At 74.7% G+C, this 19,499-nt stretch carries 21 protein-coding genes and 1 pseudogene; 7 read left to right on the top strand and 15 right to left on the bottom strand.

Going from position 1 to position 19,499, the window contains the following annotated elements:
• The 4 genes and pseudogenes from AB0G13_RS28370 to AB0G13_RS28385 form a co-directional block, all read right to left on the bottom strand.
• Nucleotides 1-766, bottom strand: a 766-nt coding sequence (locus AB0G13_RS28370; protein WP_357880619.1) for a DEAD/DEAH box helicase, incomplete at its 3' end; no start/stop codon positions are given.
• Nucleotides 767-796: 30 nt separating this feature from the next.
• Nucleotides 797-997 carry a DUF397 domain-containing protein gene (locus AB0G13_RS28375; RefSeq protein ID WP_357880571.1) on the bottom strand — a complete coding sequence of 67 codons (201 nt, stop codon included), beginning with the start codon at nt 995-997 and terminating at the stop codon, nt 797-799.
• Nucleotides 998-1,036: 39 nt separating this feature from the next.
• A pseudogene (locus tag AB0G13_RS28380) lies at nt 1,037-1,605 on the bottom strand (DUF5753 domain-containing protein); the annotation flags it as partial.
• A gap of 68 nt (nt 1,606-1,673) precedes the next feature.
• On the bottom strand, nt 1,674-2,501 hold the full coding sequence (locus AB0G13_RS28385) for a SigB/SigF/SigG family RNA polymerase sigma factor (RefSeq protein WP_357880574.1): 828 nt from the start codon (nt 2,499-2,501) through the stop codon (nt 1,674-1,676).
• Between the two features lie 355 nt (nt 2,502-2,856).
• Between AB0G13_RS28385 and AB0G13_RS28390 the strand changes: the two genes are divergently transcribed.
• The gene (locus tag AB0G13_RS28390) at nt 2,857-3,615 is read left to right on the top strand and encodes a hypothetical protein (protein ID WP_357880577.1); all 759 of its coding nucleotides are present in this window, start codon (nt 2,857-2,859) and stop codon (nt 3,613-3,615) included.
• 4 nt (nt 3,616-3,619) lie between these two features.
• On the opposite strand, the gene AB0G13_RS28395 is transcribed toward AB0G13_RS28390, so the two are convergent.
• A complete protein-coding gene (locus AB0G13_RS28395) occupies nt 3,620-5,209 on the bottom strand; it encodes a phospholipase D-like domain-containing protein (protein ID WP_357880580.1) in 1,590 nt (529 codons plus the stop codon).
• A gap of 143 nt (nt 5,210-5,352) precedes the next feature.
• Between AB0G13_RS28395 and AB0G13_RS28400 the strand changes: the two genes are divergently transcribed.
• Nucleotides 5,353-5,481, top strand: a complete 129-nt coding sequence (locus tag AB0G13_RS28400; RefSeq protein ID WP_350922745.1) for a hypothetical protein — start codon at nt 5,353-5,355, stop codon at nt 5,479-5,481.
• Between the two features lie 68 nt (nt 5,482-5,549).
• On the opposite strand, the gene AB0G13_RS28405 is transcribed toward AB0G13_RS28400, so the two are convergent.
• The 4 genes from AB0G13_RS28405 to AB0G13_RS28420 form a co-directional block, all read right to left on the bottom strand.
• Complete coding sequence (locus AB0G13_RS28405; RefSeq protein ID WP_357880583.1) at nt 5,550-6,536, bottom strand: pirin family protein; 987 nt, start codon at nt 6,534-6,536, stop codon at nt 5,550-5,552.
• A gap of 11 nt (nt 6,537-6,547) precedes the next feature.
• On the bottom strand, nt 6,548-7,030 hold the full coding sequence (locus tag AB0G13_RS28410; protein ID WP_357880586.1) for a MarR family transcriptional regulator: 483 nt from the start codon (nt 7,028-7,030) through the stop codon (nt 6,548-6,550).
• A 204-nt stretch (nt 7,031-7,234) separates the two neighbouring features.
• Complete coding sequence (locus tag AB0G13_RS28415; RefSeq protein WP_357880589.1) at nt 7,235-7,819, bottom strand: general stress protein; 585 nt, start codon at nt 7,817-7,819, stop codon at nt 7,235-7,237.
• A gap of 241 nt (nt 7,820-8,060) precedes the next feature.
• On the bottom strand, nt 8,061-9,413 hold the full coding sequence (locus AB0G13_RS28420) for a glycoside hydrolase family 6 protein (protein ID WP_357880592.1): 1,353 nt from the start codon (nt 9,411-9,413) through the stop codon (nt 8,061-8,063).
• A 161-nt stretch (nt 9,414-9,574) separates the two neighbouring features.
• Between AB0G13_RS28420 and AB0G13_RS28425 the strand changes: the two genes are divergently transcribed.
• A complete protein-coding gene (locus AB0G13_RS28425) occupies nt 9,575-10,090 on the top strand; it encodes a YfcE family phosphodiesterase (RefSeq protein WP_357880595.1) in 516 nt (171 codons plus the stop codon).
• Here the strand turns inward: AB0G13_RS28425 and AB0G13_RS28430 are convergent.
• Entirely contained in the window at nt 10,084-10,299 is a 216-nt protein-coding gene (locus AB0G13_RS28430) for a DUF3072 domain-containing protein (protein ID WP_089001095.1), read from the bottom strand. The genes AB0G13_RS28425 and AB0G13_RS28430 overlap by 7 nt on opposite strands.
• Before the next feature lie 154 nt (nt 10,300-10,453).
• Here AB0G13_RS28430 and AB0G13_RS28435 point away from each other — a divergent pair, with 154 nt between their 5' ends.
• Nucleotides 10,454-11,395: an FAD-dependent oxidoreductase gene (locus AB0G13_RS28435; RefSeq protein ID WP_357880622.1), complete on the top strand. Its 942-nt coding sequence runs from the start codon at nt 10,454-10,456 to the stop codon at nt 11,393-11,395.
• 34 nt (nt 11,396-11,429) lie between these two features.
• On the opposite strand, the gene AB0G13_RS28440 is transcribed toward AB0G13_RS28435, so the two are convergent.
• The 3 genes from AB0G13_RS28440 to AB0G13_RS28450 form a co-directional block, all read right to left on the bottom strand.
• Nucleotides 11,430-12,719, bottom strand: coding sequence for a cation:proton antiporter (locus tag AB0G13_RS28440; RefSeq protein WP_357880598.1), 1,290 nt, complete (start codon nt 12,717-12,719; stop codon nt 11,430-11,432).
• Nucleotides 12,720-12,824: 105 nt separating this feature from the next.
• The gene (locus AB0G13_RS28445; protein ID WP_357880601.1) at nt 12,825-13,505 is read right to left on the bottom strand and encodes an HAD family hydrolase; all 681 of its coding nucleotides are present in this window, start codon (nt 13,503-13,505) and stop codon (nt 12,825-12,827) included.
• Nucleotides 13,506-13,546: 41 nt separating this feature from the next.
• On the bottom strand, nt 13,547-15,673 hold the full coding sequence (locus AB0G13_RS28450; RefSeq protein WP_357880604.1) for a SpoIIE family protein phosphatase: 2,127 nt from the start codon (nt 15,671-15,673) through the stop codon (nt 13,547-13,549).
• Between the two features lie 189 nt (nt 15,674-15,862).
• Between AB0G13_RS28450 and AB0G13_RS28455 the strand changes: the two genes are divergently transcribed.
• Nucleotides 15,863-16,729 (top strand): hypothetical protein, encoded by an 867-nt coding sequence (locus AB0G13_RS28455; RefSeq protein ID WP_357880607.1) that lies wholly within the window; start codon nt 15,863-15,865, stop codon nt 16,727-16,729.
• Between the two features lie 98 nt (nt 16,730-16,827).
• On the opposite strand, the gene AB0G13_RS28460 is transcribed toward AB0G13_RS28455, so the two are convergent.
• Nucleotides 16,828-17,205 (bottom strand): DUF6401 family natural product biosynthesis protein, encoded by a 378-nt coding sequence (locus AB0G13_RS28460; protein ID WP_357880610.1) that lies wholly within the window; start codon nt 17,203-17,205, stop codon nt 16,828-16,830.
• A gap of 162 nt (nt 17,206-17,367) precedes the next feature.
• Here AB0G13_RS28460 and AB0G13_RS28465 point away from each other — a divergent pair, with 162 nt between their 5' ends.
• Nucleotides 17,368-17,817 (top strand): hypothetical protein, encoded by a 450-nt coding sequence (locus AB0G13_RS28465; RefSeq protein WP_357880613.1) that lies wholly within the window; start codon nt 17,368-17,370, stop codon nt 17,815-17,817.
• A gap of 59 nt (nt 17,818-17,876) precedes the next feature.
• On the opposite strand, the gene AB0G13_RS28470 is transcribed toward AB0G13_RS28465, so the two are convergent.
• Nucleotides 17,877-18,089 (bottom strand): hypothetical protein, encoded by a 213-nt coding sequence (locus AB0G13_RS28470; RefSeq protein WP_121395475.1) that lies wholly within the window; start codon nt 18,087-18,089, stop codon nt 17,877-17,879.
• 154 nt (nt 18,090-18,243) lie between these two features.
• Here AB0G13_RS28470 and AB0G13_RS28475 point away from each other — a divergent pair, with 154 nt between their 5' ends.
• Nucleotides 18,244-19,452, top strand: coding sequence for an MFS transporter (locus AB0G13_RS28475; RefSeq protein WP_357880616.1), 1,209 nt, complete (start codon nt 18,244-18,246; stop codon nt 19,450-19,452).
• The last annotated feature ends 47 nt before the right edge of the window (nt 19,453-19,499 follow it).

Here is a 19,499-nt window from a genome sequence, read left to right on the forward strand (position 1 = left end):
CCGCGTCGCGCAGGTCGGCCAGCCGGCCGGCGACGGCGCCGATCTCGCCGGCCCCGGGCAGGAAGACCAGCACGTCCCCGTCGCGCTCGCGCAGCGCCCGGCGCACCGTCGCCGCGACGTGGTCGAGCAGGCCCCGGTCGACCGGGCCGGCCCCGGGCGCGGCCACCGGCCGGGGCGGCGGCGCCCAGATCCGGGTCACCGGGTGCAGGGCCGAGGACGCCCGGACGATCGGCGCGGGAGCGCCCGCGCCGCCGAGCAGCGCGGCGAACCGGTCCGCCTCGGGGGTGGCCGACATCGCCAGCAGCCAGAGGTCGGGGCGCAGCGCGGCCCGGGCCTCCACGGTGAACGCGAGCGCCAGGTCGGCGTCGAGCTGTCGCTCGTGGCACTCGTCGAGCAGCACGGCGCCGGTGCCGGCCAGCTCGGGATCGCGGTGCAGCCGTCGGACCAGCAGCCCCGTGGTGACCACCTCGACGCGGGTTCGCGGCCCGCTGCGGCGCTCGCCGCGCACGGCGTACCCGATCCGCTCGCCGAGCGGCTCGCCGAGCAGCGCGGCCATCCGGCGCGCCGCCGCGCGGGCGGCCACCCGGCGCGGCTGGGCGACCAGCACGCGACCGGCGACCTCGTCGGCCACGGCCAGCGGGGCGAGGGTCGTCTTGCCGGTCCCGGGCGGGGCGACCAGCACCCCGGCGCCGGTTTCGCGCAGCGCGGCGACCAGCTCCGGCAGCACCGGCCGTACGGGCAGGTCGAGGGGCACGTCCGAGAGCACGGCCCAGTCTCGCACCGCCCTCGGAGCGGCTCAGTCGGGGCGTACCCCGTCGACGCCGGTGACGAAGGCGCGCCAGGCCGACGCCGGGAAGGCCAGCACGGGACCGGGCCGGTCATTGCTGTCCCGGACGGCGACCCGGTCCCCGGCGGCGGCGACCTCCACGCAGTTGCCGTTGCCCACGCTGCGGGTGCTGGTGCGCCACTGGGCCCGGGTCAGGTCGAGCGCGGTCATCGCGGTACCCCCGTCTGTGCCGGCGTGCCGCGTCAGCGGTCACGCAAAGTGACGAGAAGCTTCCGTCAGGCGGTCAAGGACGCCTCCGGACCGAGTGCCATCCGGTACAGCTCCTCGTGTACAAGGCTATACCCGCGCACCTGTCCGGCCTCCTCCGGAGCCAGTCCCATCGTGAGGTTTTCCAGGTAGACCACGGTCGCGTCGGCGGCATCGGCGAACGTCAGCACGACGTACGGCGCGTTCATCGCCGGGTCCCCACCGGCCGAGAACGGAAGTACCTGGAGGGTGACGTTCGGTAACTGAGAGACCTTCGCGAGATGGGCCATCTGGTCGGCCATCACGGCGTTGCCGCCGACCGGGCGGCAGAGCACCGCCTCGTTGAGCACCACGGACAACTCGACCGGATTGTCGCGGTGCAGCACGTTCTGCCGGTGCAGCCGCGCGGCGACCTTGCGCTCGATCCCGTCCTCGCCCGCCGTGCGCCGGAAGACCTCCCGCGCGTACGCCTCGGTCTGCAGCAGTCCGGGCACCGCCTCGGCCTCGTACGTGCGCAGGGTCGCCGCCTCCGCCTCCAGCCCGACGTAGAACTCGAACCACTCCGGCAGCAGTGACGCGTCCGCGCCGGACGCGGCGATGGCCGGGCCCGCCGGCCCGGCCATCGTCCAACGACTCCTACCTAGTACGTGCCGTCGAGCTGCCCCCGCAGCTTGGTCAGCGCGCGGGCCAGCAGCCGGGAGACGTGCATCTGCGAGACGCCGATCTGCTCGGCGATCTGCGACTGCGTCAGGTTGCCGTAGAACCGCAGCGTGAGGATCTTCTGCTCCCGCTCGTCGAGCGTGGCCAGTGCCGGGCCGAGGGCGACCCGCAGCTCGGCCAGCTCGAACTCGCCGTCCTCGCCGCCGAGCATGTCGCCCAGCTCGGTCGCGCGGTCGCCGTCGCCGGTCGGGGTGGAGAGCGAGACCGCGTTGTAGGCGCGGGCACCCTCCAGGCCCTCCAGCACCTCTTCCTCGGTGAGCTTGAGGTGGGCGGCGATGTCGGCGACCGTCGGCGAACGGCCGAGGGTCTGCAACAGCGAGCTGTTGGCGTCGGAGATGGCCAGCCGCAGCTCCTGGAGCCGGCGCGGGACCCGGATGTCCCAGGTGCGGTCGCGGAAGTGCCGCTTGAGCTCACCGATGATGGTGGGGATCGCGTAGCCGGCGAAGTCGACACCGCGGGACGGGTCGAACTTGTCGATCGCCTTGATCAGGCCGACGGCGGCGGTCTGGGCCAGGTCGTCGGTGGGCTCGCCCCGGCCGCTGTAGCGGTGGGCGAGGTGGTTGGCGAGCGGCAGCCAGGCCTCGATCGCCCGGTCGCGCAGGGCGGCGCGGGACGGGTGGTCGGCCGGCAGCGCGGCCATGGCGTTGAGCAGATCGGCGGCGCTGTCGGTGAGCGCGCGCGGGTCGAGCTTCTGGGTGGCGCTCGGCGCTGTTGTGGTCGCCGGTTCGCTGATCGTTGGCGCGGTCATGGGTGGTCCTCCCTGCACCTCGTCCGCGGATGAAAGACGTGACGCTCAGGTTTAAGTTCAGATGTCCGTTCGGAAGTCACCTTAGCCCGATCGGTCTGACGAAATCTAGCCGAAAGTACGATGTACTTAAGTAATTTTCCGCCACGGAAAACGCGAATCGGGCGAAACCGCCTCGGATTGTGAGCCGACTTACGTCGGGCGCGCGGCCAGCCGGCCCCGCCGGACATCGACGGTGCCGCATCCGAGCGGCCCCGACTTGCCGGCTGAGCGGTCACGGTCCCCCCGATGACCGGCGTCGAATGTCGGCTTTCCGTCGTTGTCCCGTCAACGGGACGGGCCGTAGCGTGCGGATAACATGCCCCGCTCCGGAGGTGCCGTGCTCGACCCCGCCGCCCCCCATCTCGTCGTCAACAGCCGCACGCTCTTATTCGGCTGGCTGCCGGCGGACCCGGACGCGGTCGCGGCGCTGGTCCCGGCCGGGCTGCGCCCGTCGGCCGACCGGCTGGTCTTCATGAACCAGTACGTGGTCGACGACGAGAGCCAGACCTCCGGCTTCGGCGCGTACTCGCTGACCTACCTCGGGGTGGCGCTGGCCGGGGTGGACGCGCCGGGCGGGACCAACCCCGGCGGCTGGTGGACGCACTACGTGACCTGTAGCGAACGGGTCCGCGCCTACGCCGCCGCGCGGGGCGCGCCCGCCGTCATCGGCCGCACCCGCATCGAGCGCCGCGACGGGGACATCGTCGCCGAGACGGACATCGACGGCGTGCCGGTGATCCGCGCCCACTGCCAGGTGGGCGAGACGGGCCGGGCGATCAGCAGCGGACACCACCGCTACTTCACCTTCCGGGACGGGCAGCTGCTCAGCTCCGTCTACCCGTACGTCGCCGAACCGGTCGACCCGTTCGTGATCGAGTCGGTGGAGTTCCTGGAGCCGACGCACCCGATCTACGCGCTCCGCCCGGAGAACCCGCTGACGATCGGCTTCGGCTTCTACTCCCCGCGCGCCTCGTTCGCCTACCCCGGTGGGCTGACGGTCCACGCCGGGGACGCCGACACCGTCGAGGACGTGCCCGCCCGCGGCCGGGCCGAGGCCCTCTTCGTGCCCGCCTGAACGCTCACCACGTGCCGGCCCGGCGGTCCCGCAGCGGCCGGCCGTCGGGGTCGTAGACCAGCCGGTACGCCGGCAGCGCCCAGGCCCGGGTGTACCAGGGCAGCCGTTCCGCCCGGTGCGGCCGCAGCCGGCCCGGCGGTCGGGGGCCGGTCTGCCCGGCGTCGTACCACCGTTGCAGCGCGTCGGCGGCGGCGGTGATCGCCGCCACGGCGTCGGCCGGGTCGATCAGGTCGGCGTCCTCGCCGCCGTGGGGGTCGCGGTCCAGGTGCTCGCGCCACAGCCGCAGCCGCAGCTCCCGGGCGAAGACCCGGGCGCCGTCGCCGAGGCCGGCCGGGTCGGTCGGCGCCCGCTCGTCGCGGGTGTCGTCCAGCACCGCGCAGGACAGCTCGCTGTCGTGCGTCCAGGACCGGCGGTTGAAGTTGTCGCTGCCCACGCTGGCCCACACGTCGTCGACCACGCAGACCTTGGCGTGCACGTACACCGGGGTGCCGGCGTGGTTCTCCACGTCGAGCACGTGCACCCGCTCCGGGGCCGCCCGCTCGCAGAGCGACAGCGCCTGCTCGCGGCCGACCGTGTTCGGCGGCAGCGCCAGCCGGCCGTCCACGTCCGGATACCGGGGGACCACGGCGACCAGGTGCAGGTCGGGGTTGTCCCGCAGCGCCCGCGCGAACAGGTCGGCCACCTCGGTGGACCAGAGGTACTGGTCCTCCAGGTAGATCAGCCGCCGGGCCCGCCGGACCGCCTTGGTGTAGCCGCGGGCCACCGTGCGTTCGCCGTCGGGGGCGAAGGAGTAGCGGGGCCGGACCGCCGGGTAGGTGCGCAGCACCTGGATGTGGTGCGGGCCGCAGGGCGGCGGGTCGGCGGGCTGCGGCGGCAGTGGGTCGGGCCGCAGGTCCGCGCCGCGCAGCCGGTCCCGCAGGTACGCGAGGGGGTTCTCCGAGTCCAGCGGCATCGGGTCGCTCCACCGCTCCCGGAAGGTGGTGTCCAGCGCGCCCACCACCGGCCCCCGCACCGCCAGCTGCACGTCGTGCCAGGGCGGGTGGTCCCCGTAGCGGGTGGACATCTGCACCGCCTGCGGGTCGCCCCGGTGCGCGGCGTCGTCGCGCCGGCTGTGGCACAGGTCGATCCCGCCGGCGAAGGCGACGTCCCGTTCCGGCGCCCGGAGGTGGCGCAGCACCACCAGCTTCTGGTGGTGCGAGCCGCCCCGGCGGACCCGCTGGTCGAGCAGCACCTCGCCGCCGGCGGCGGAGACCGTCTCGCTCAGGTTGCGGTTCTCCGCCTCGCTGTAGGCCAGGAGGTCGAGGTGGGAGCGCCAGATCAGGCCCTTGACCACCACGCCCCGCTGCGCGGCGCGCGCGAAGATCTGCGCCACGGTCGGGCCGTCCGGCCGCAACCGCTGGTCCGGGTCGCCCCGCCAGTCGGTGAAGAAGAGGTGGTCGCCGGCCTCCAGGGCCTCCACCTCGTCGACCAGCCGGTCGAAGTACGCGGCACCGTGAATTAACGGCTCGGCAAGGTTTCCACTGGTCCAAACGGGTAACTCTGACACCGGGTTGGCGCGTTCGGCTGCGCTCAGGAACCAGTTGCGTGGTGCCACCGTTCCAGCCCCCCCGAGGTCGACAACGTCCTCACGGTAGGACCCACGTCGCGGGTCCGCATCCCGACCGGCACCCCAGTGACCCGGTCGGACGACCCCCGACACCCGCCCGATCACGACGCGAACACCGAGGAGGCAACACCATGCCCGGCGAGACGACGAACTCCGTGACCGAGTACCGCGAGCAGGCGGTCGAAAGTGAGCGGGGTGCGCTGGTGACGGTGTTGCTCATGGTGATCCTGGGCGTGGCGGGCATCTTCGCCGTCTCCTGACGCCGCATCCCGACGCGCCGGTGGGCGCCGCCGGCAGTGCCGGCGGCGCCCACCGCCCGCGCGTGGGCTCAGGGCCTGGGGGCCTGGCCGTCGGTGTGCGGCAGCCGCTCGGCGGGGACGACACCGAGCCGGCCGGCCTTGAAGTCCTCGAACGCTTGGAGCAGCTCGTCGCGGGTGTTCATGACGAACGGGCCGTAGTGCGCCACCGGCTCCCGGATCGGCTCGCCGCCCATGATGTAGAGGTCCAGCGCCGGGGTGTGGCCGTCCTGGCTCGCGTCCGCGGTGAAGGTCAGCGCGTCGCCCGGGCCGTGCACGGCGAGCTGGCCGATGTGCACCGGCCGCCCGTCGGTGCCCACCGTGCCCCGCCCACCCAGCACGTAGACCAGGGCATTGAAGTCCGGCCGCCACGGCAGGTCGACGCGGGCGCCCGGCTGCACGGTCACGTGGGTGATGGTGATCGGGGTGTGGGTGGAGCCCGGCCCCCGGTGCCCGGCGATCTCGCCGGCGATCACCCGGATCAGGGCGCCGCCGTCGGGCGTGGTCAGCAGGGCCGCCTCCCGGCCGCGGATGTCCTGGTAGCGGGGCGGGTTCATCTTCGCCGCCCGGGGCAGGTTGACCCAGAGCTGGGTGCCGTGGAACAGCCCACCGCTCAGCACGAGGTGCTCCGGCGGCGCCTCGATGTGCAGCAGGCCGCTCGCGGCCGTCATCCACTGGGTGTCGCCGTTGGTGATCGTGCCGCCGCCGCCCTGCGAGTCCTGGTGGTCCATGATCCCGTCGATCATGTATGTGACCGTCTCGAAGCCGCGGTGCGGGTGCCAGGCCGTGCCCTTCGGCTCGCCCGGGGCGTAGTCCACCTCGCCCATCTGGTCCAGGTGGATGAACGGGTCCAGCTCGGTCACCGGCACGCCGGCGAACGCCCGGCGGACCGGGAAGCCCTCGCCCTCGTAGCCGCTGGGCGCGGTGGTCAGGCGGCGGACCGGGCGGAACGCGGTGGACTCGTCGAGCCGGGGCAGGCGGGGCAGGACGAGCACGTTGTCGACGGTGATGGCGGGCATCGGGGTACTCCTCAGCTGTGGGGGTGGGTGGTCGACGCGTCGCGGTCCGCGCGCAGGCGCCGGCCGAGTCGCTCGAAGATCCGGGTGAGGCAGGCGACCTCGGCGTCGTCGAGGTCGTCCATCAGGTGGGCCCGCACCGACCGCAGGTGGTGGGGGGCGGCCTCGCGCAGGGCCAGCAGCCCGGCGGCGGTGAGTACGGCCTCGCTGCCGCGGCGGTCGTCCGGACAGGACTCCCGGGCCACCAGGCCGCGCCGCTGCATCGTGGAGATCTGGTACGTCAGCCGGCTCGGCGAGAAGACCAGGCGGCTCGCCAGCTCGCCCATCCGCAGCCGCTGGCCCGGCGCCTCGGAGAGCAGGACGAGCACGTGGTAGTCGGGGAAGGTGAGCGCGCTGTCGGCGCGCAGGTCGTCCTCGAGCCGCGTGTAGAGCCGCTGGCTCGCCTCGATGTAGGCGCGCCAGGCGGCGAGGCGGGCACTGTCCAGGCTCTCGGTCACGCCACGACAATAGCAGTCTTTCAAAATTTAACTACTGCCCCGTGAGCTCGGTCACTCGCGCCTACGAGGCAGTCGTACAGCTTTGAATGACGCCCGTGGGCGCGTCCGCCCCGCCACCGACCGCTGACCCGCCGGCGCGGACGCCCGCCGCTGCCGGCCCGACGGGGCCGGGCGGATCCGGCCGGCGGGCGCCCCGGCGGGCCCTCAACGGGCGGGCGGCGAAGCCGTCATGTGCATCCGGCCGAGCAGCTGACGGGCCTGCTCGGCGAACTGCGCGTCGACGATCACCGCGTACTGCCCGGCGCGCAGCGAGCTGGCCGAGGTGAAGTCGCGCCGGCCGCCGGTCATCGCGTGCGCGACCGCGCCGAACACCGCTCCCCAGATCGCGCCGACGAGCAGCCCGACCAGGATCACCGCGATCCAGTTGCCGGCGGTGAAGATGCCGAACAGCAGCCCGATGAAGAGTCCGAACCAGGCGCCCGTGCCGGCGCCCGCCAGGGCCGCCCGCCCGGTCGTCATCCGCCCGAGCACGGTCTCCACCAGCGTGAGGTTCGTGCCGACGATGGCGCTGTGCTCGACCGGGAACCGGTTGTCGGCCAGGTGGTCGACGACCCGCTGGGCGGACGGATAGTCCGGGTACGACCCGATCGTCACGGTGGGCGGACCGGTTTCCGGGCCGTGCCCGTCGTGGCCGGGGGCGGTCGGCCGGCCGGCGGGACCGGACGGGAGGGTGTCGCCGCCCGGCATCCCGGGCCGCCATGCCGAGGTGGGACTCGACGGTGTGGTCATGAGTTCCTCCTTCGTCGACCGCCTGCGTTCCCGCCGCCGTCGCCCGATAACGCGACCCCCGCGGCCGGACACCCCCTCCCTCCCCCTCCCTCTCCCTCCCCGCCCCCACCACGGCCGATCATGCAGTTGCGGTGGTCCGCATAAGCCGCTCATGCGGTCACAACAGGCACCACAACTGCATGATCGACGCGTCGGGGCGGGGGTGGGGGCCGGGTGGGGTGGGGCGGGTGGGTGGGGCGGGTCAGGAGCAGGCGGTGCCGTTGAGCGTGAAGCCGGTCGGGGTGGGCAGGGCGCCGCCCGGCCAGGTGCCCTGGAAGCCGAGCGAGACCGTGCCGCCCGTGGGCAGGCTGGCGTTCCACGTGGCGTTGCGGACGGTGATCCGATCGCCGGACTGGGTCCAGTCGCCGTTCCAGCCGTTGGTGAGCCGGACCCCGGCGCCGGGGGCGAACGTGACGGTCCAGCCGGTGAGCGCGGCGCCGTGGTTGGTCACCCGCAGTTCGGCGGTGAAGCCGCCGGACCACGAGTTCGGGGTGTACGACACCGCGCAGCCGCCGGTCGGCGGGGGAGTGGTGGCCGGGGGCGTCGTGGGCGGCGCGGTGGTCGGCGGCGCGGTGGTGGGCGCCGGGCCGGCGGCCAGGGCCAGGTCGTACGCCCGCTGCGGCACGAACTGGCCGGCCGGCGCGATGCAGCCGTCGGCCTCGCCGGGCAGCTTCACCCAGAGGTAGGCGTCGATCGTCGGGTCGCCGGTGGCGGTGGTGCTCGGGGTGCCGATGGCCCGCCCGGCGGGGTCGCACCACTCGGAGCCGGCCGGGCCGTTGCCGTTGCGGCTGGTGTCGACGACCGCCTTGAGCCGGGGCACCCCGGTCGCCGCGATCACGGCCTTGGCGTAGGCGACCTCGTCGGCGGTGCGCCGGTAGTTGGAGACGTTGAGCGAGATGCCGTCCGCGCTGTTGGCGATGTCCGCGCCGAGCAGCCGGGAGGCGGCCTCGCCGGGGGAGAGCCACGCGGAGTGCCCGGTGTCGAAGTAGACCTTCGCGGCGGCCGAGCCCGCCTTGAGCTTCTTGCCGGCGTACGCCATGGAGGCCTTCGTCTCGGCCTGCTGGGCGGCGTTCTGGCAGCTGGTCATCAGCGGCAGCACGTCCGGTTCCAGGACGATGGTCGCCGGCCGCCCGGCCAGGCCGGCCGCGACCTGGTCGACCCACTGCCGGTAGGTGGCGTGGTCGGGCGCGCCGCCGCCGCTCGCCCCGCTGCAGTCCCGGTTCGGGATGTTGTAGACGACCAGGATCGGCACCTTGCCGGCGGCCGCCGCCGCTCCGACGAGGGCGTCGACCTCGGACCGTACCGTCGAGGTGTTGGTCCGGGTGAACCAGCGGCCCTGGGGGACGCGCGCGATGCGCTCGGAGATGACGGCGGCCCGGGGGTCGCCGGGGTTGGCGGCGACCCAGGCCGCGGCGGCCGTGGCCGGGTCGACGTAGAACGCCGAGTCGGCGGCGACGGCGGCGGGAGCGCGGACGATGCCGACGGCGACGGTGGCGGCGACGGTGAGCGCCGCCGCGGCGGCGCCCGCCGCGGCGAGTGGGGGTCTGCTTCTCACGGGATCTCCCATTCATCGAGGAGCGCCGCTGGAAGCGCTCCCATGCATCGCCGTCAAACTACGTGCTGACGGCGACGATGTGAAGGGCCCGCGTCGCGACCCCGCGACTTTCCGGCCCGGCGCGCCGGTCGCGGGGCGTGGTCTGCGGGGAGAATGGCGGGATGCGCCTGGTGATCACCGCCGACACCCACGTGCCGAAGCGGGCCAGGGACCTGCCGGAGCCGCTCTGGGCGGCGGTCGACGCCGCCGACGTCGTGCTGCACGCGGGAGACTGGGTCGACGAGGCGCTGCTGGACGCTTTGGCCGCCCGGGCCCGCCGCCTCGTCGGGGTGTACGGCAACAACGACGGGCCGGCGCTGCGCGCCCGGCTGCCGGAGGTCGCCCGCGTGGAACTCGACGGGCTGCGGGTCGCCGTCGTGCACGAGACCGGCCCGAAGGTCGGGCGGGAGAGCCGCTGCGCGGCCCGCTTCCCCGACGCCGACGTGCTGGTCTTCGGTCACTCGCACATCCCCTGGGACACGGTCGCCCCGGGCGGCCTGCGGCTGCTCAACCCGGGCTCGCCCACCGACCGCCGGGCCCAGCCGCACGCCACGTACCTGACGGCGCGGGTGGCGGCGGGGCGGCTCGACGAGGTCGAGCTGCACCGCCTGCCGCCGCGCCGCCCGGCCGGTCACTGACCGCGGCCGGTCTCCTCCTGGAGCTGGTCGATCCGCTTCGAGGCCTCGGCCTTGGTCAGGCCCTCCGGCGGTTCCTCGCCGGCCTCCCGGGCCAGGGTCGCCAGGTAGGACTCCTGGGCGGCGGTCGGCGGCTCCTCGCCGGTGACCCACTCGTCCGGGTCCTTGATGGCGCCCTGCGGGTTGGCCTGGCTGCTGGTGCGGTCCGTCATGGTCTCCACCTTCCTTCGAACAGACGTGCCAATACCCCGCGCGGCACCGATCCATGCGGCTCTCCGGCGCGTCGTGCGCCCGCGCGCGTCTGCGCCGTCCTGGCGACGCGGGCGCGCATACGATCATCGGGTGGGTGCGGAGGACCGGGCGGGTGTGGTGGTGGTCGGCGCGGGCATCGCCGGGGTGGCGTGCGCGACGGAACTGGCCCGCGCCGGCATCCCGGTGGAGATCCGGGAGCGCGCCCGGGTGCCCGGCGGCCGGATGGCCAGCCGCCGGTTCGACGGCCGCCCGGCCGACACCGGCGCCGCGTACCTCACGGTCAGCGATCCGGACTTCGCCGAGGTCGCCGAGAAATGGCGGTCGGCCGGCCTGGCCCGCGAGTGGACCGACACCTTCGTCGCGTACGGCGCCGACGGCCGGCGCGAGGTGCCCGGCCCGATGCGCTGGGCGGCGCCCCGGGGGCTGCGGTCGCTGGTGGAGCACCTGGCCCGGGAGCTGCCGGTGACCGTGGACCGGCTCGTGCTCGGCGTCGAGCCGGGGCCGGTGGTGGACGGGCGCCCCTGCGAGGCGGTGGCGCTCGCCATGCCGGGGCCGCAGGCGGCCCTGCTGCTCGACCCGGCCCTGGCCGCCGCCACGCGGGCCACGCAGGCCCAGCGCTGGTCGCCGTCCCTGGCCGGGGTGCTGCGCTTCCCGGCCCGCCGGTGGGCCACCTTCCGGGGCGCCTTCGTCAACGACCATCCGCTGCTGAACCTCGTCTGCGACGACGGCGACCGCCGCGGCGACGACGCGCCGGTGCTGGTCGCCCACACCACGCCCGAGTTCGCCGCCGGCCACCTCGCCCAGCCCACCGGCGCCGGTCCGGCGATCGAGGAGGCCGTCCGGGACCTGCTGGGGCTGCCCGAACGGGCGGAACACGTGCACGTGCACCGCTGGACCTACGCGAAGCCGACCGCCGGCCCGGACGGGACGTACCACCTCGACGCCGACGGCGTCGGGCTGGCCGGCGACGCCTTCGGCAAGCCCCGGGTGCAGAGCGCCTGGCGCTCCGGCCGCGACCTCGGCCGTGCCCTCGTCGCCCGCCTCGGCGGGGGGTGAGGAAGGGTCCCGCGCACCCCGGCGGGCCGAGCGGTCAGCCTCCGGCGGTGACCGGCTCGCCGGCGCGGCGGCGTTCGGACGGGTCGGAGGTGCGTTCCCCCGCCCGGTCCAGCAACTGCATCACCGGGGTCGCCGCGATGCCGTGCACCACCACCGAGACGATCACCACGAGGCCGACGGTCGCCCAGATCAGGTCCGCCTGGGGAAAGTCGGTCTTCGCGGTCGCGTACGCGACGTAGAAGAACGAGCCGACGCCCCGGATGCCGAACAGGGCGATCACCCAGTGCTCGGCCGCCCTCCCGGGCGCCCCCCGCAGCGACAGCCAGCCGACCAGCGGGCGGACCACGAAGACCAGCGCCAGTCCGACCGCGGCGGCCGGCCAGGTCAGCGGTCCCAGCAGGCCACCCACCACGGCGCCGCCGAAGAGCAGCAGCAGCAGTACGGTGAGCAGCCGCTCGACCTGCTCGGCGAAGCCGTGCAGCACGGAGTGGAACTCGTGGGTGCGTTCGGCGGCCCGGATCGCCCGCGCGGCCACGAAGACCGCCAGGAAGCCGTACCCGCTGACGAGCTCCACCAGCCCGTACGCCAGGAAGGTCGCGGCCAGCGCGAGGAAGCCCTCGGAGTGCCGGGCCAGCCGCAGCTTGTCCGGGGCCCGGAAGAAGAGCTTGCCGAGCAGCCAGCCGATGGCCCACCCGCCCGCCACCCCGGCCGCGACCTTCCAGAGCACGTCCACGCCGAGCCAGCGGCCCAGCCAGTCGCCGGGGGCCAGGCTGGTGGTGGCGATGGCGATGGCCGCGTACACGAAGGGGAAGGCCAGCCCGTCGTTCAGCCCGGCCTCGGAGGTGAGGGCGAAGCGGACCTCGTCCTCGGAGTCCTCGACGTCGGTGGGCTCGCCGACCTGCACGTCGGCGGCGAGTACCGGATCGGTCGGGGCGAGGGCCGCCCCGAGCAGCAGCGCGGCGGCCGGCACCAGCCCGGCCCACCACCACCCGAGCAGCGCCACCGCCGCGATGCACAGCGGCATGGCGATGGCCAGCAGCCGCCAGGTCGACGACCAGCGGGCCCAGCTCAACGGCCGGTCGATCTTCAGCCCGGCACCCATCAGCGCGACGATGACGCCGATCTCGGTGAGGTGGGTGGCGATCTCCGGGTACGCGAGCGGATCAGGGTTCGGCAGCCCGACGGGGAGGAGGAAGACCAGCATCCCCAGCCCGAGGAAGGCGATCGGCATGGACAGCGGCCGGCGTTCGAGCACCCGGGGCAGGATCCCCGCCAGCAGCGCGCCCAGACCGACCACCGCGAACGCCACGTCTACCGGCTCCACGACCCCACCTCTCCGCCTCGCCCACGGCGTGCGGGCAGGTGGTGCAAGTCCTTGCCCCCGGAAGACTTCTCGTATTCCTGTCCCGGGCGACGGAACCGGCGCGGGTCACCTCACCCTGGTGGTGACCGGCGAGTCGTCGAGGGTGGCGAGCAGCGCGGCGGGGTCCTCGTAGACGGCCACCGCGCCGGCCCCGGCCAGCTCGCCCCGGCTGGTGCCGCCGCAGGTCAGCCCGACGCACGGGATGTCCAGCTCGCCGGCGGCGGCGACGTCCCACACCGAGTCGCCGACGAAGACCACGCGTTCGGCGGCGAGCCCGGACTGCTCCAGCGCGGCCACCAGGATGTCCGGCGCCGGCTTGCTCTCCCGCGCGTCCGCCGAGCAGGTGACGGTGTGGATGACGTCGTCGGCGGCCAGCGCCCGGCGCAGCGCGGCCACCTCGTGCTCGGCGGCGGAGGTGGCCAGCACCACCCGCAGCCCCCGCTCGGCGCAGGCCCGCAGCAGGTCGGCGGCGCGGGGCAGCGGAACCAGCCGCTCCCAGTACTCGGCGAAGAGGGTGTCGTGGGCGTCGCGCAGCTGCTGGTCGGCGCTCCGGTCGCGCTCCGGGCCGAGCAGGTGGTCGAGCAGCTTGTCCGAGCCCATCCCGATGGCGTGGTGGATCGTCGCCATGGGCACGGGCCGGTCGGTCTGTCGCAGCGCCTCCCACCAGCTCACGGTGTGCAGATAGGTGGTGTCGACCAGGGTCCCGTCCACGTCGAAGAGGACACCGGCGGGCTTGTCTGTGGGCATGTCGTCCTCCTACCCCGTCCCGCCCGGGCTGACGCTCCCGCTCACCCCTGCGGGATCAGGATCTCGAACCAGACCGTCGAGCCGCGTACGGTCGGGTCCGTCCCCCAGGCGTCGCTCAGCTCCTCGATGAGCCCGAGCCCCCGACCCCGGCTGCTGAGCGTGTCGGTCTGCGCGCGGGTCACCGTGCCCCGGGTGCCCGAGTCGGCCACCGACACCAGCAGCCGCTCCGGGCTGAGGTCGATCTCCACCCGGGCGGCGGTGCCGGCGTGCAGCAGGGCGTTGGTGGTCAACTCGCTGGTGCAGAGCACCGCCGCGCCGATGATCGACTCGGGCACCTGCCACTCCGTGAGCTGCGCGGTCATCCAGTGCCGCACCCGGCTCGGCGCGGTCGGCTCGGCCGGCACCTCCATGCCCGTCGACCGGGACGGGCGCAGCGCGTGCTCCACCGCCAGCACCGCGACGTCGTCCTCGGTGGCGCCGGGCACCGCCGCGGTGGCCACCGCGCACAACGCGCGGGGGTCGCCGCTGCCCGCCCCGGCGACGGCGGCGGCGAGGGCGTCCAGGCCGGCCGTCAGGTCCTGCCAGCGCCGCTCCACCACGCCGTCGCTGAACAGCAGCAGCGTGTCGCCGGGGGCGAAACGCACCGTGACGGTGGGCGGCCGGCAGCCCAGGCCCAGCGGGGCGCCCGCGGGCACGTCGAGGTACTCGGCGACCGGGTCGCCGTCCGGGGCGCACCGGCGGATCAGCGGGGCGGGGTGACCGGCGCTGGCCAGGGTGAGCCGCTGCCGGTCGGCGTCGACGACGCCGAAGACCACCGTCACGAAGAGCTCGTGCGTGTCGCCCTCGGCACCCAGGCTGGTGACCAGCCGGTCGAGCCCGGCCAGCACCGCGTCCGGGCGGGGGTCGGTCAGCGCCAGCGCCCGCAGCGCGGCGCGGACCTGACCCATCCGGGCCGCCGCCTGCACGTCGTGGCCGGCGACGTCGCCGAGCACGATGCCCAGGCCGCCGTCGGGCAGCAGGAAGGCGTCGTAGAAGTCCCCGCCGGCGGCGTTGCCGTCGACGCCCGGGTCGTAGCGGGCGGCGATCCGCATCCGGGGCAGGTCGGGCAGGTGCTCCGGCAGCATGCTGCGTTGCAGCAGCTGGGCGGTGCCGTGCTGGGTCTCGAACCGGCGGGCCCGCTCGGCGGCCTGACCGACCAGCTCGGCCGAGGCGGCCAGCAGCGCGCGCCGGGCGGCCGACCAGACGTGCGGGACCTGGTAGCCGACCGTCAGGCCGCCGCGCACCACCGAGGCCCGCAGCGGCACCGCCGCGAGCGCGCGGACCTTCTGGTCGTGCCGGTCCACCGCGATCTCCCGCAGCGGCTGGCCGTCGTCGACGAAGTGCGGCACGCCGCTGCGGGCGGCGGTCACCACCGGCCCCTGCCAGTCCGGCGGGATGCGCCGCCACAGCGGGGGAAGGCGCTCGTCGGCCTCGTCCATCAGCTCGCCGCGGATGCGCCGGACCATCCGCCAGCCGCCGCCGCCCTCGTCGACGGCGAACGAGACCCGGTCGGCGTCGAACGCGGTGATCGCGTAGCGCAGGGCGACCCGGGCCACGTCGTCCAGGGTGAGGGTGCCGGCGAGCGCCGCCGCGAAGTCGCTGAGGCTCTGCAACTGCTGGGTGACCTGGGTGGTCTCCGCGGCCACGGTCAGCACGCCGACGATCCGCCCGGCGCCGTCGCGCACGGGGGAGTAGCCCCGGGTGAAGACCGACTGCTCGACCAGGCCGGGACGGCGGTGCAGCGGGAGGGTGGTCTCCTTCTCCAGGAACGGCTCCCCGGAGCGGTAGGTGTGCTCGATGGCGTCGCCGACGCCGGGCAGCGGCCAGGACTCCGCGAACACCTCGGCCGCCGGCCGGCCCACCGCGTCGGGGTGCCGGTCGCCGATCAGCTCCGCGTACGCGTCGTTGTAGACGAGCAGGTGGTCGTCGCCCAGGGTCAGGGCCATCGGTACGGGCGAGGCGAGGAGCATTTCGGTGGCGGCCCGGACCGCCGGATCCCACGCCGGCCACGGGCCGAGCGGGGTGCCGCCCCAGTCGTGACGCAGGACGGTGGCCGCCATGCCCGATGCGGAGGGGGTGCCCGAGACCGGGGCTGGTGGGTTCGGGACCCGTCCGACCGTTCCTGGCATGACCGCAGCCTAGCGGGAGGGTCCGTCGCCTGTTTCCGATCATGCCCCGCGCGTCGCCGGGGCCGAACGTTCGGGCAGGTCAGTGCAGTTCTGCGGCGACATGTCGGGAAAAACTCGGGGACCGGGACGGCGTGCCGCGTCGGTGACCGGGTAAGCGCGCGGCGCAGTCCATGCGACAGGAGGGACATCATGCCGGAAAGCCTCGCGGTCAGGCAGGTCGACATCGGCGACGCCGTGGCCGACATGTGGAGGTCGGTGCTGCTGTTCATACCGCGGGCCATCGCGTTCATCGCGATCCTCGTGGTCGGATGGCTCATCGCCAGAGCCGTGCTCAAGATCGTCGACACGGCGCTGGAACGGGTCGGATTCGACAGGGCGGTGGAACGGGGCGGCATCAAGCGCGCGCTGGAACGCACCAAGTACGACGCCAGCGACATCCTGGCGAAGCTGGCGTACTACGCCGTGCTGCTGTTCACCCTGCAGTTCGCCTTCGGGGTGTGGGGACCCAACGCGATCAGTGACCTGATCAGCGGCGTGGTCGCCTGGCTGCCACGCGCCTTCGTGGCGATCGTCATCGTCGTCGTGGCCGCCGCGATCGCCAACGCCGTGCGGGATCTGGTCACCGGGGCGCTGGGCGGGCTCGCGTACGGCAAGATCCTCGCCGACCTGGTGGCGGTCTTCATCCTCGCGCTGGGTGTGATCGCCGCGCTGAACCAGGTGGGCATCGCCACCACGGTGACGACGCCGGTGCTGATCGCGGTGCTTGCCACCGTGGCCGGCATCCTGATCATCGGTGTCGGCGGTGGCCTGGTGAGGCCGATGCAGAACCGCTGGGAAGGCTGGCTGAACCGGATGGCCGAGGAGTCGCGGGCGGTGCAGGAGCACCGCCGGGCCCGGGAAGCCGGCCAGAGCGACGTCGGCCGGCAGATGGCCGACCGGACGGCGGCCGAGCGCACCGAGGTCATGCCCCGCGGGCAGGGGGCGACGACGGCCGGCGGGCGCGGCACCTACCAGTCGGGGAACGTGGGCGACGAGACCCAGCAGTTCCGCCGTTGACCGGGCCGTGAGCCAGGACGGGAGGGGTGTCCGCGGACGTGCGGGCGCCCCTCCGGCGTGTCCGGCGGAAGTTCGGTCCCCCGCGCCGGACCGTACGGTCAGACCAGCGGGAGCGGGGCGGTCGCCGGGGCCCCGAGCGAGCGGGTCAGCGCGCAGACCGCGAGCAGCCGGGTGAGCAGCCAGTCCGGCGCGGACCAGTCCACCGGCGCCGCCGGCGGCTGCCAGCCGTGCTCCAGCGCGGCGGCGCGGACGCCCTCGGCGTAGCCGGCGAGCGCGGCGGCGCTCAGTGGCCGGCGGTCGCCGTCCAGGCTCTCCCGCACCGCCGCGGCGTGCTGGTCGACCAGGGCGAGCAGGCCCGGACGCGCGGCGGCGGCGGCCAGCCCCTCGGCGCCGACGGAGGCGGACAGGAGGGCGAGGGTGGCTCGCGCCGAGCTGGCGGCGGAACGGGCCTCGACCCGGGTGAACGGCACACGCATGGTGACCGAGGCTATCCGGCCGATCCCGGGGTCGACCTCGGCCACTCGGCGGGTTTTTGACCCTCCCCCGAACGGTCAGCGGGCGGCGCGGGGATTGACCCGACGCGGGCGGGGCAGGAGGAGAACCGCCCGGACGGGCACAGCCGACATCTGGAGGAACGGATGGGACGACACGAGGACGGGCCGGACGAGCGGCACCGCAGGCCAGCCGGGGTCAGCGACGAGACGGTGGCGGCGCTCGGCAAGCTCAGCGAGGCGCTGGAGTGCGTCGAGCGGGTGCGCGGCCACCTCTACTCGCTGCACCAGCTGGTGGGGCACGCCGACCTGATGCTCGACGACGCCGTGGAGATGTTCCGCGCCGCCGGGCACGACCGGATCGCCGACCGCATCGGCACCGACCTGCTGGGCCGCAACGTCATCGCCGGACGGTGGACGTTCCAGATCGTCGAGGACTTCGACGACGGCTACTACGCCCTCTTCCGGGACCTCGACCGGGCCGCCCGGGAGGAACTGGTCGGCGGTCGCCGGCACCTCTACGAGGCGGAGATGAAGGAGCGGCGGCGCAGCCGGGGCCGCCCCGGACACGAGGCGCGCCCCGACGGCGAGGGCTAGCCACCCCGCGCCCCCGCGGGGCGGCGGCGCGGCGAGGGGCGGCGGCGCCGGCTGCCGCGTCAGTCCGTCGAGCGGGCGTCCGCCGGGCGGCGCCGGGCCGCGTCGTCGGCGATGATCACGGTCGCCACCATCAGCGCGACGCAGAGGCTGAACAACCAGGAGTCGTCCGAGACCAGCTTGGCGGAGACGGGAGCCTGGAGCGCGGCGAGGAGGAAGCCGAGCCATGCCAGGCGGCGCTGACGCGTGGAGAGGATGCCGGAGCCCTGATGCATCCCGAAAGTCTTGCTCGCGACCCGGGGCTTGCCGTCAGCCGAACGGCCGATTCTGGATGAGCTGTCCGTTTCCCTGCCCGTCCGGACCGTAATCTTCGTCCCACCGGGGGAGGCCGGGTGGCGCCGCCGTCGACGGGGGGCAGGATGGTCCTCCGTGTCCACCGCCCCGCCCCGTGCGTCGCTGCTCCTGCTGGCCTACCTCGCCTTCGTCAGTCTCGGCCTGCCCGACGGCCTGATCGGGGTGGGCTGGCCCTCGATCCGGGCCGACTTCGGCGTGCCCACCGAGGCCGTCGGCCTCGTGCTCACCGCGGGCACCGCCGGCTATTTGACCTCCAGCGTGCTGGCCGGCTTCACGCTGGCCCGGCTCGGCGTCGGCTGGCTGCTCGCCGGCAGCACGCTGCTGGCCAGCCTCGCGCTCACCGGCTACGCGCTGACCCCCGGGCTCGCCCTGATGGTGGGCTGCGCGCTGGTGCTCGGCCTGGGCTCCGGGGCGATCGACTCCGGCCTGAACGCGTACGCGGCGGGCGCCTTCGGCCCCCGGCACATGAACTGGATGCACGCGTTCTTCGGTCTCGGCGTGGCGCTCGGACCGCTGATCATGACCGGTGCGCTCAGCGCCGGGCTCTCCTGGCGCTGGGGCTACGGCCTGGTGGCGGGGGCCCAGCTCGCGCTGGCCGCCGCCTTCGCGCTGACCGTCCGCGCGTGGCGGGACCGCGCCCCGGCCCGCGGGCCCGCCGGGTCGGCGGGTGGGGAGACGGCCGTCGCCCCACCGGCCGTCACGCGGGTACGCGAGACGCTGCGCCTGCCGGCGGTCTGGCTGGGCGCGTCCGCCTTCGCCGTCTACGTGGCCATCGAGGTGGCCGCCGGGCTCTGGGCGTTCCTGCTGCTGACCGAGGGACGCGGCCTCGGCGCGGCCGTCGCCGGCGTCTGCGTCTCGGGCTACTGGGGGAGCCTGTTCGTCGGGCGCGTGGTGCAGGGCGTGGTGGCCGAGCGGCTGGGAGCGGCGGTGGTGCTGCGGGGCAGCCTGGTCGGGATGGCGGTCGGCGCGGTCCTGATCGCGCTCCCCGCGCCGGCGTGGGTCGCCGTGGCCGGGCTGTTCGTCGTCGGCTTCGCCGCCGCCCCGGTCTTCCCGCTGCTCACCCTCACCACCGCCGAGCGGGTGGGTGCGGCGCACGCGGACCGGACCATCGGGCTGCAGATCGCCGCGGCCGGGCTGGGCGGCGCGCTGGTGCCGGCCGGGATCGGGGTGCTGCTCGGCAACACCTCGGTCGAGCTGCTCGGGCCGGCGCTGGTCGTGCTCGCGCTGGGCCTGATCGTCCTGCACGCGGCCAGCACCCGCCGGCCGGCCTCGACGCCCCGCTGAACGGCCCGGCGCGCCGGCAGCCCGTGCGGCCGGCCCGAGTGGGCCAG

Origin of the sequence: Micromonospora sp. NPDC023633 (genome assembly GCF_040640035.1) — a bacterium.
In the GTDB taxonomy this organism is placed as follows: Bacteria; Actinomycetota; Actinomycetes; order Mycobacteriales; family Micromonosporaceae; genus Micromonospora.

Excerpts from the sequence above, each read along its gene's own strand:
- AB0G13_RS28375 (WP_357880571.1), bottom strand. The coding sequence starts at position 997 with ATGACCGCGCTCGACCTGACCCGGGCCCAGTGGCGCACCAGCACCCGC.
- AB0G13_RS28385 (WP_357880574.1), bottom strand. The coding sequence starts at position 2,501 with ATGACCGCGCCAACGATCAGCGAACCGGCGACCACAACAGCGCCGAGC.
- AB0G13_RS28390 (WP_357880577.1), top strand. The coding sequence starts at position 2,857 with ATGCCCCGCTCCGGAGGTGCCGTGCTCGACCCCGCCGCCCCCCATCTC.
- AB0G13_RS28400 (WP_350922745.1), top strand. The coding sequence starts at position 5,353 with ATGCCCGGCGAGACGACGAACTCCGTGACCGAGTACCGCGAGCAGGCG.
- AB0G13_RS28405 (WP_357880583.1), bottom strand. The coding sequence starts at position 6,536 with ATGCCCGCCATCACCGTCGACAACGTGCTCGTCCTGCCCCGCCTGCCC.
- AB0G13_RS28415 (WP_357880589.1), bottom strand. The coding sequence starts at position 7,819 with ATGACCACACCGTCGAGTCCCACCTCGGCATGGCGGCCCGGGATGCCG.
- AB0G13_RS28425 (WP_357880595.1), top strand. The coding sequence starts at position 9,575 with ATGCGCCTGGTGATCACCGCCGACACCCACGTGCCGAAGCGGGCCAGG.
- AB0G13_RS28430 (WP_089001095.1), bottom strand. The coding sequence starts at position 10,299 with ATGACGGACCGCACCAGCAGCCAGGCCAACCCGCAGGGCGCCATCAAG.
- AB0G13_RS28445 (WP_357880601.1), bottom strand. The coding sequence starts at position 13,505 with ATGCCCACAGACAAGCCCGCCGGTGTCCTCTTCGACGTGGACGGGACC.
- AB0G13_RS28450 (WP_357880604.1), bottom strand. The coding sequence starts at position 15,673 with ATGCCAGGAACGGTCGGACGGGTCCCGAACCCACCAGCCCCGGTCTCG.
- AB0G13_RS28455 (WP_357880607.1), top strand. The coding sequence starts at position 15,863 with ATGCCGGAAAGCCTCGCGGTCAGGCAGGTCGACATCGGCGACGCCGTG.
- AB0G13_RS28460 (WP_357880610.1), bottom strand. The coding sequence starts at position 17,205 with ATGCGTGTGCCGTTCACCCGGGTCGAGGCCCGTTCCGCCGCCAGCTCG.
- AB0G13_RS28465 (WP_357880613.1), top strand. The coding sequence starts at position 17,368 with ATGGGACGACACGAGGACGGGCCGGACGAGCGGCACCGCAGGCCAGCC.
- AB0G13_RS28470 (WP_121395475.1), bottom strand. The coding sequence starts at position 18,089 with ATGCATCAGGGCTCCGGCATCCTCTCCACGCGTCAGCGCCGCCTGGCA.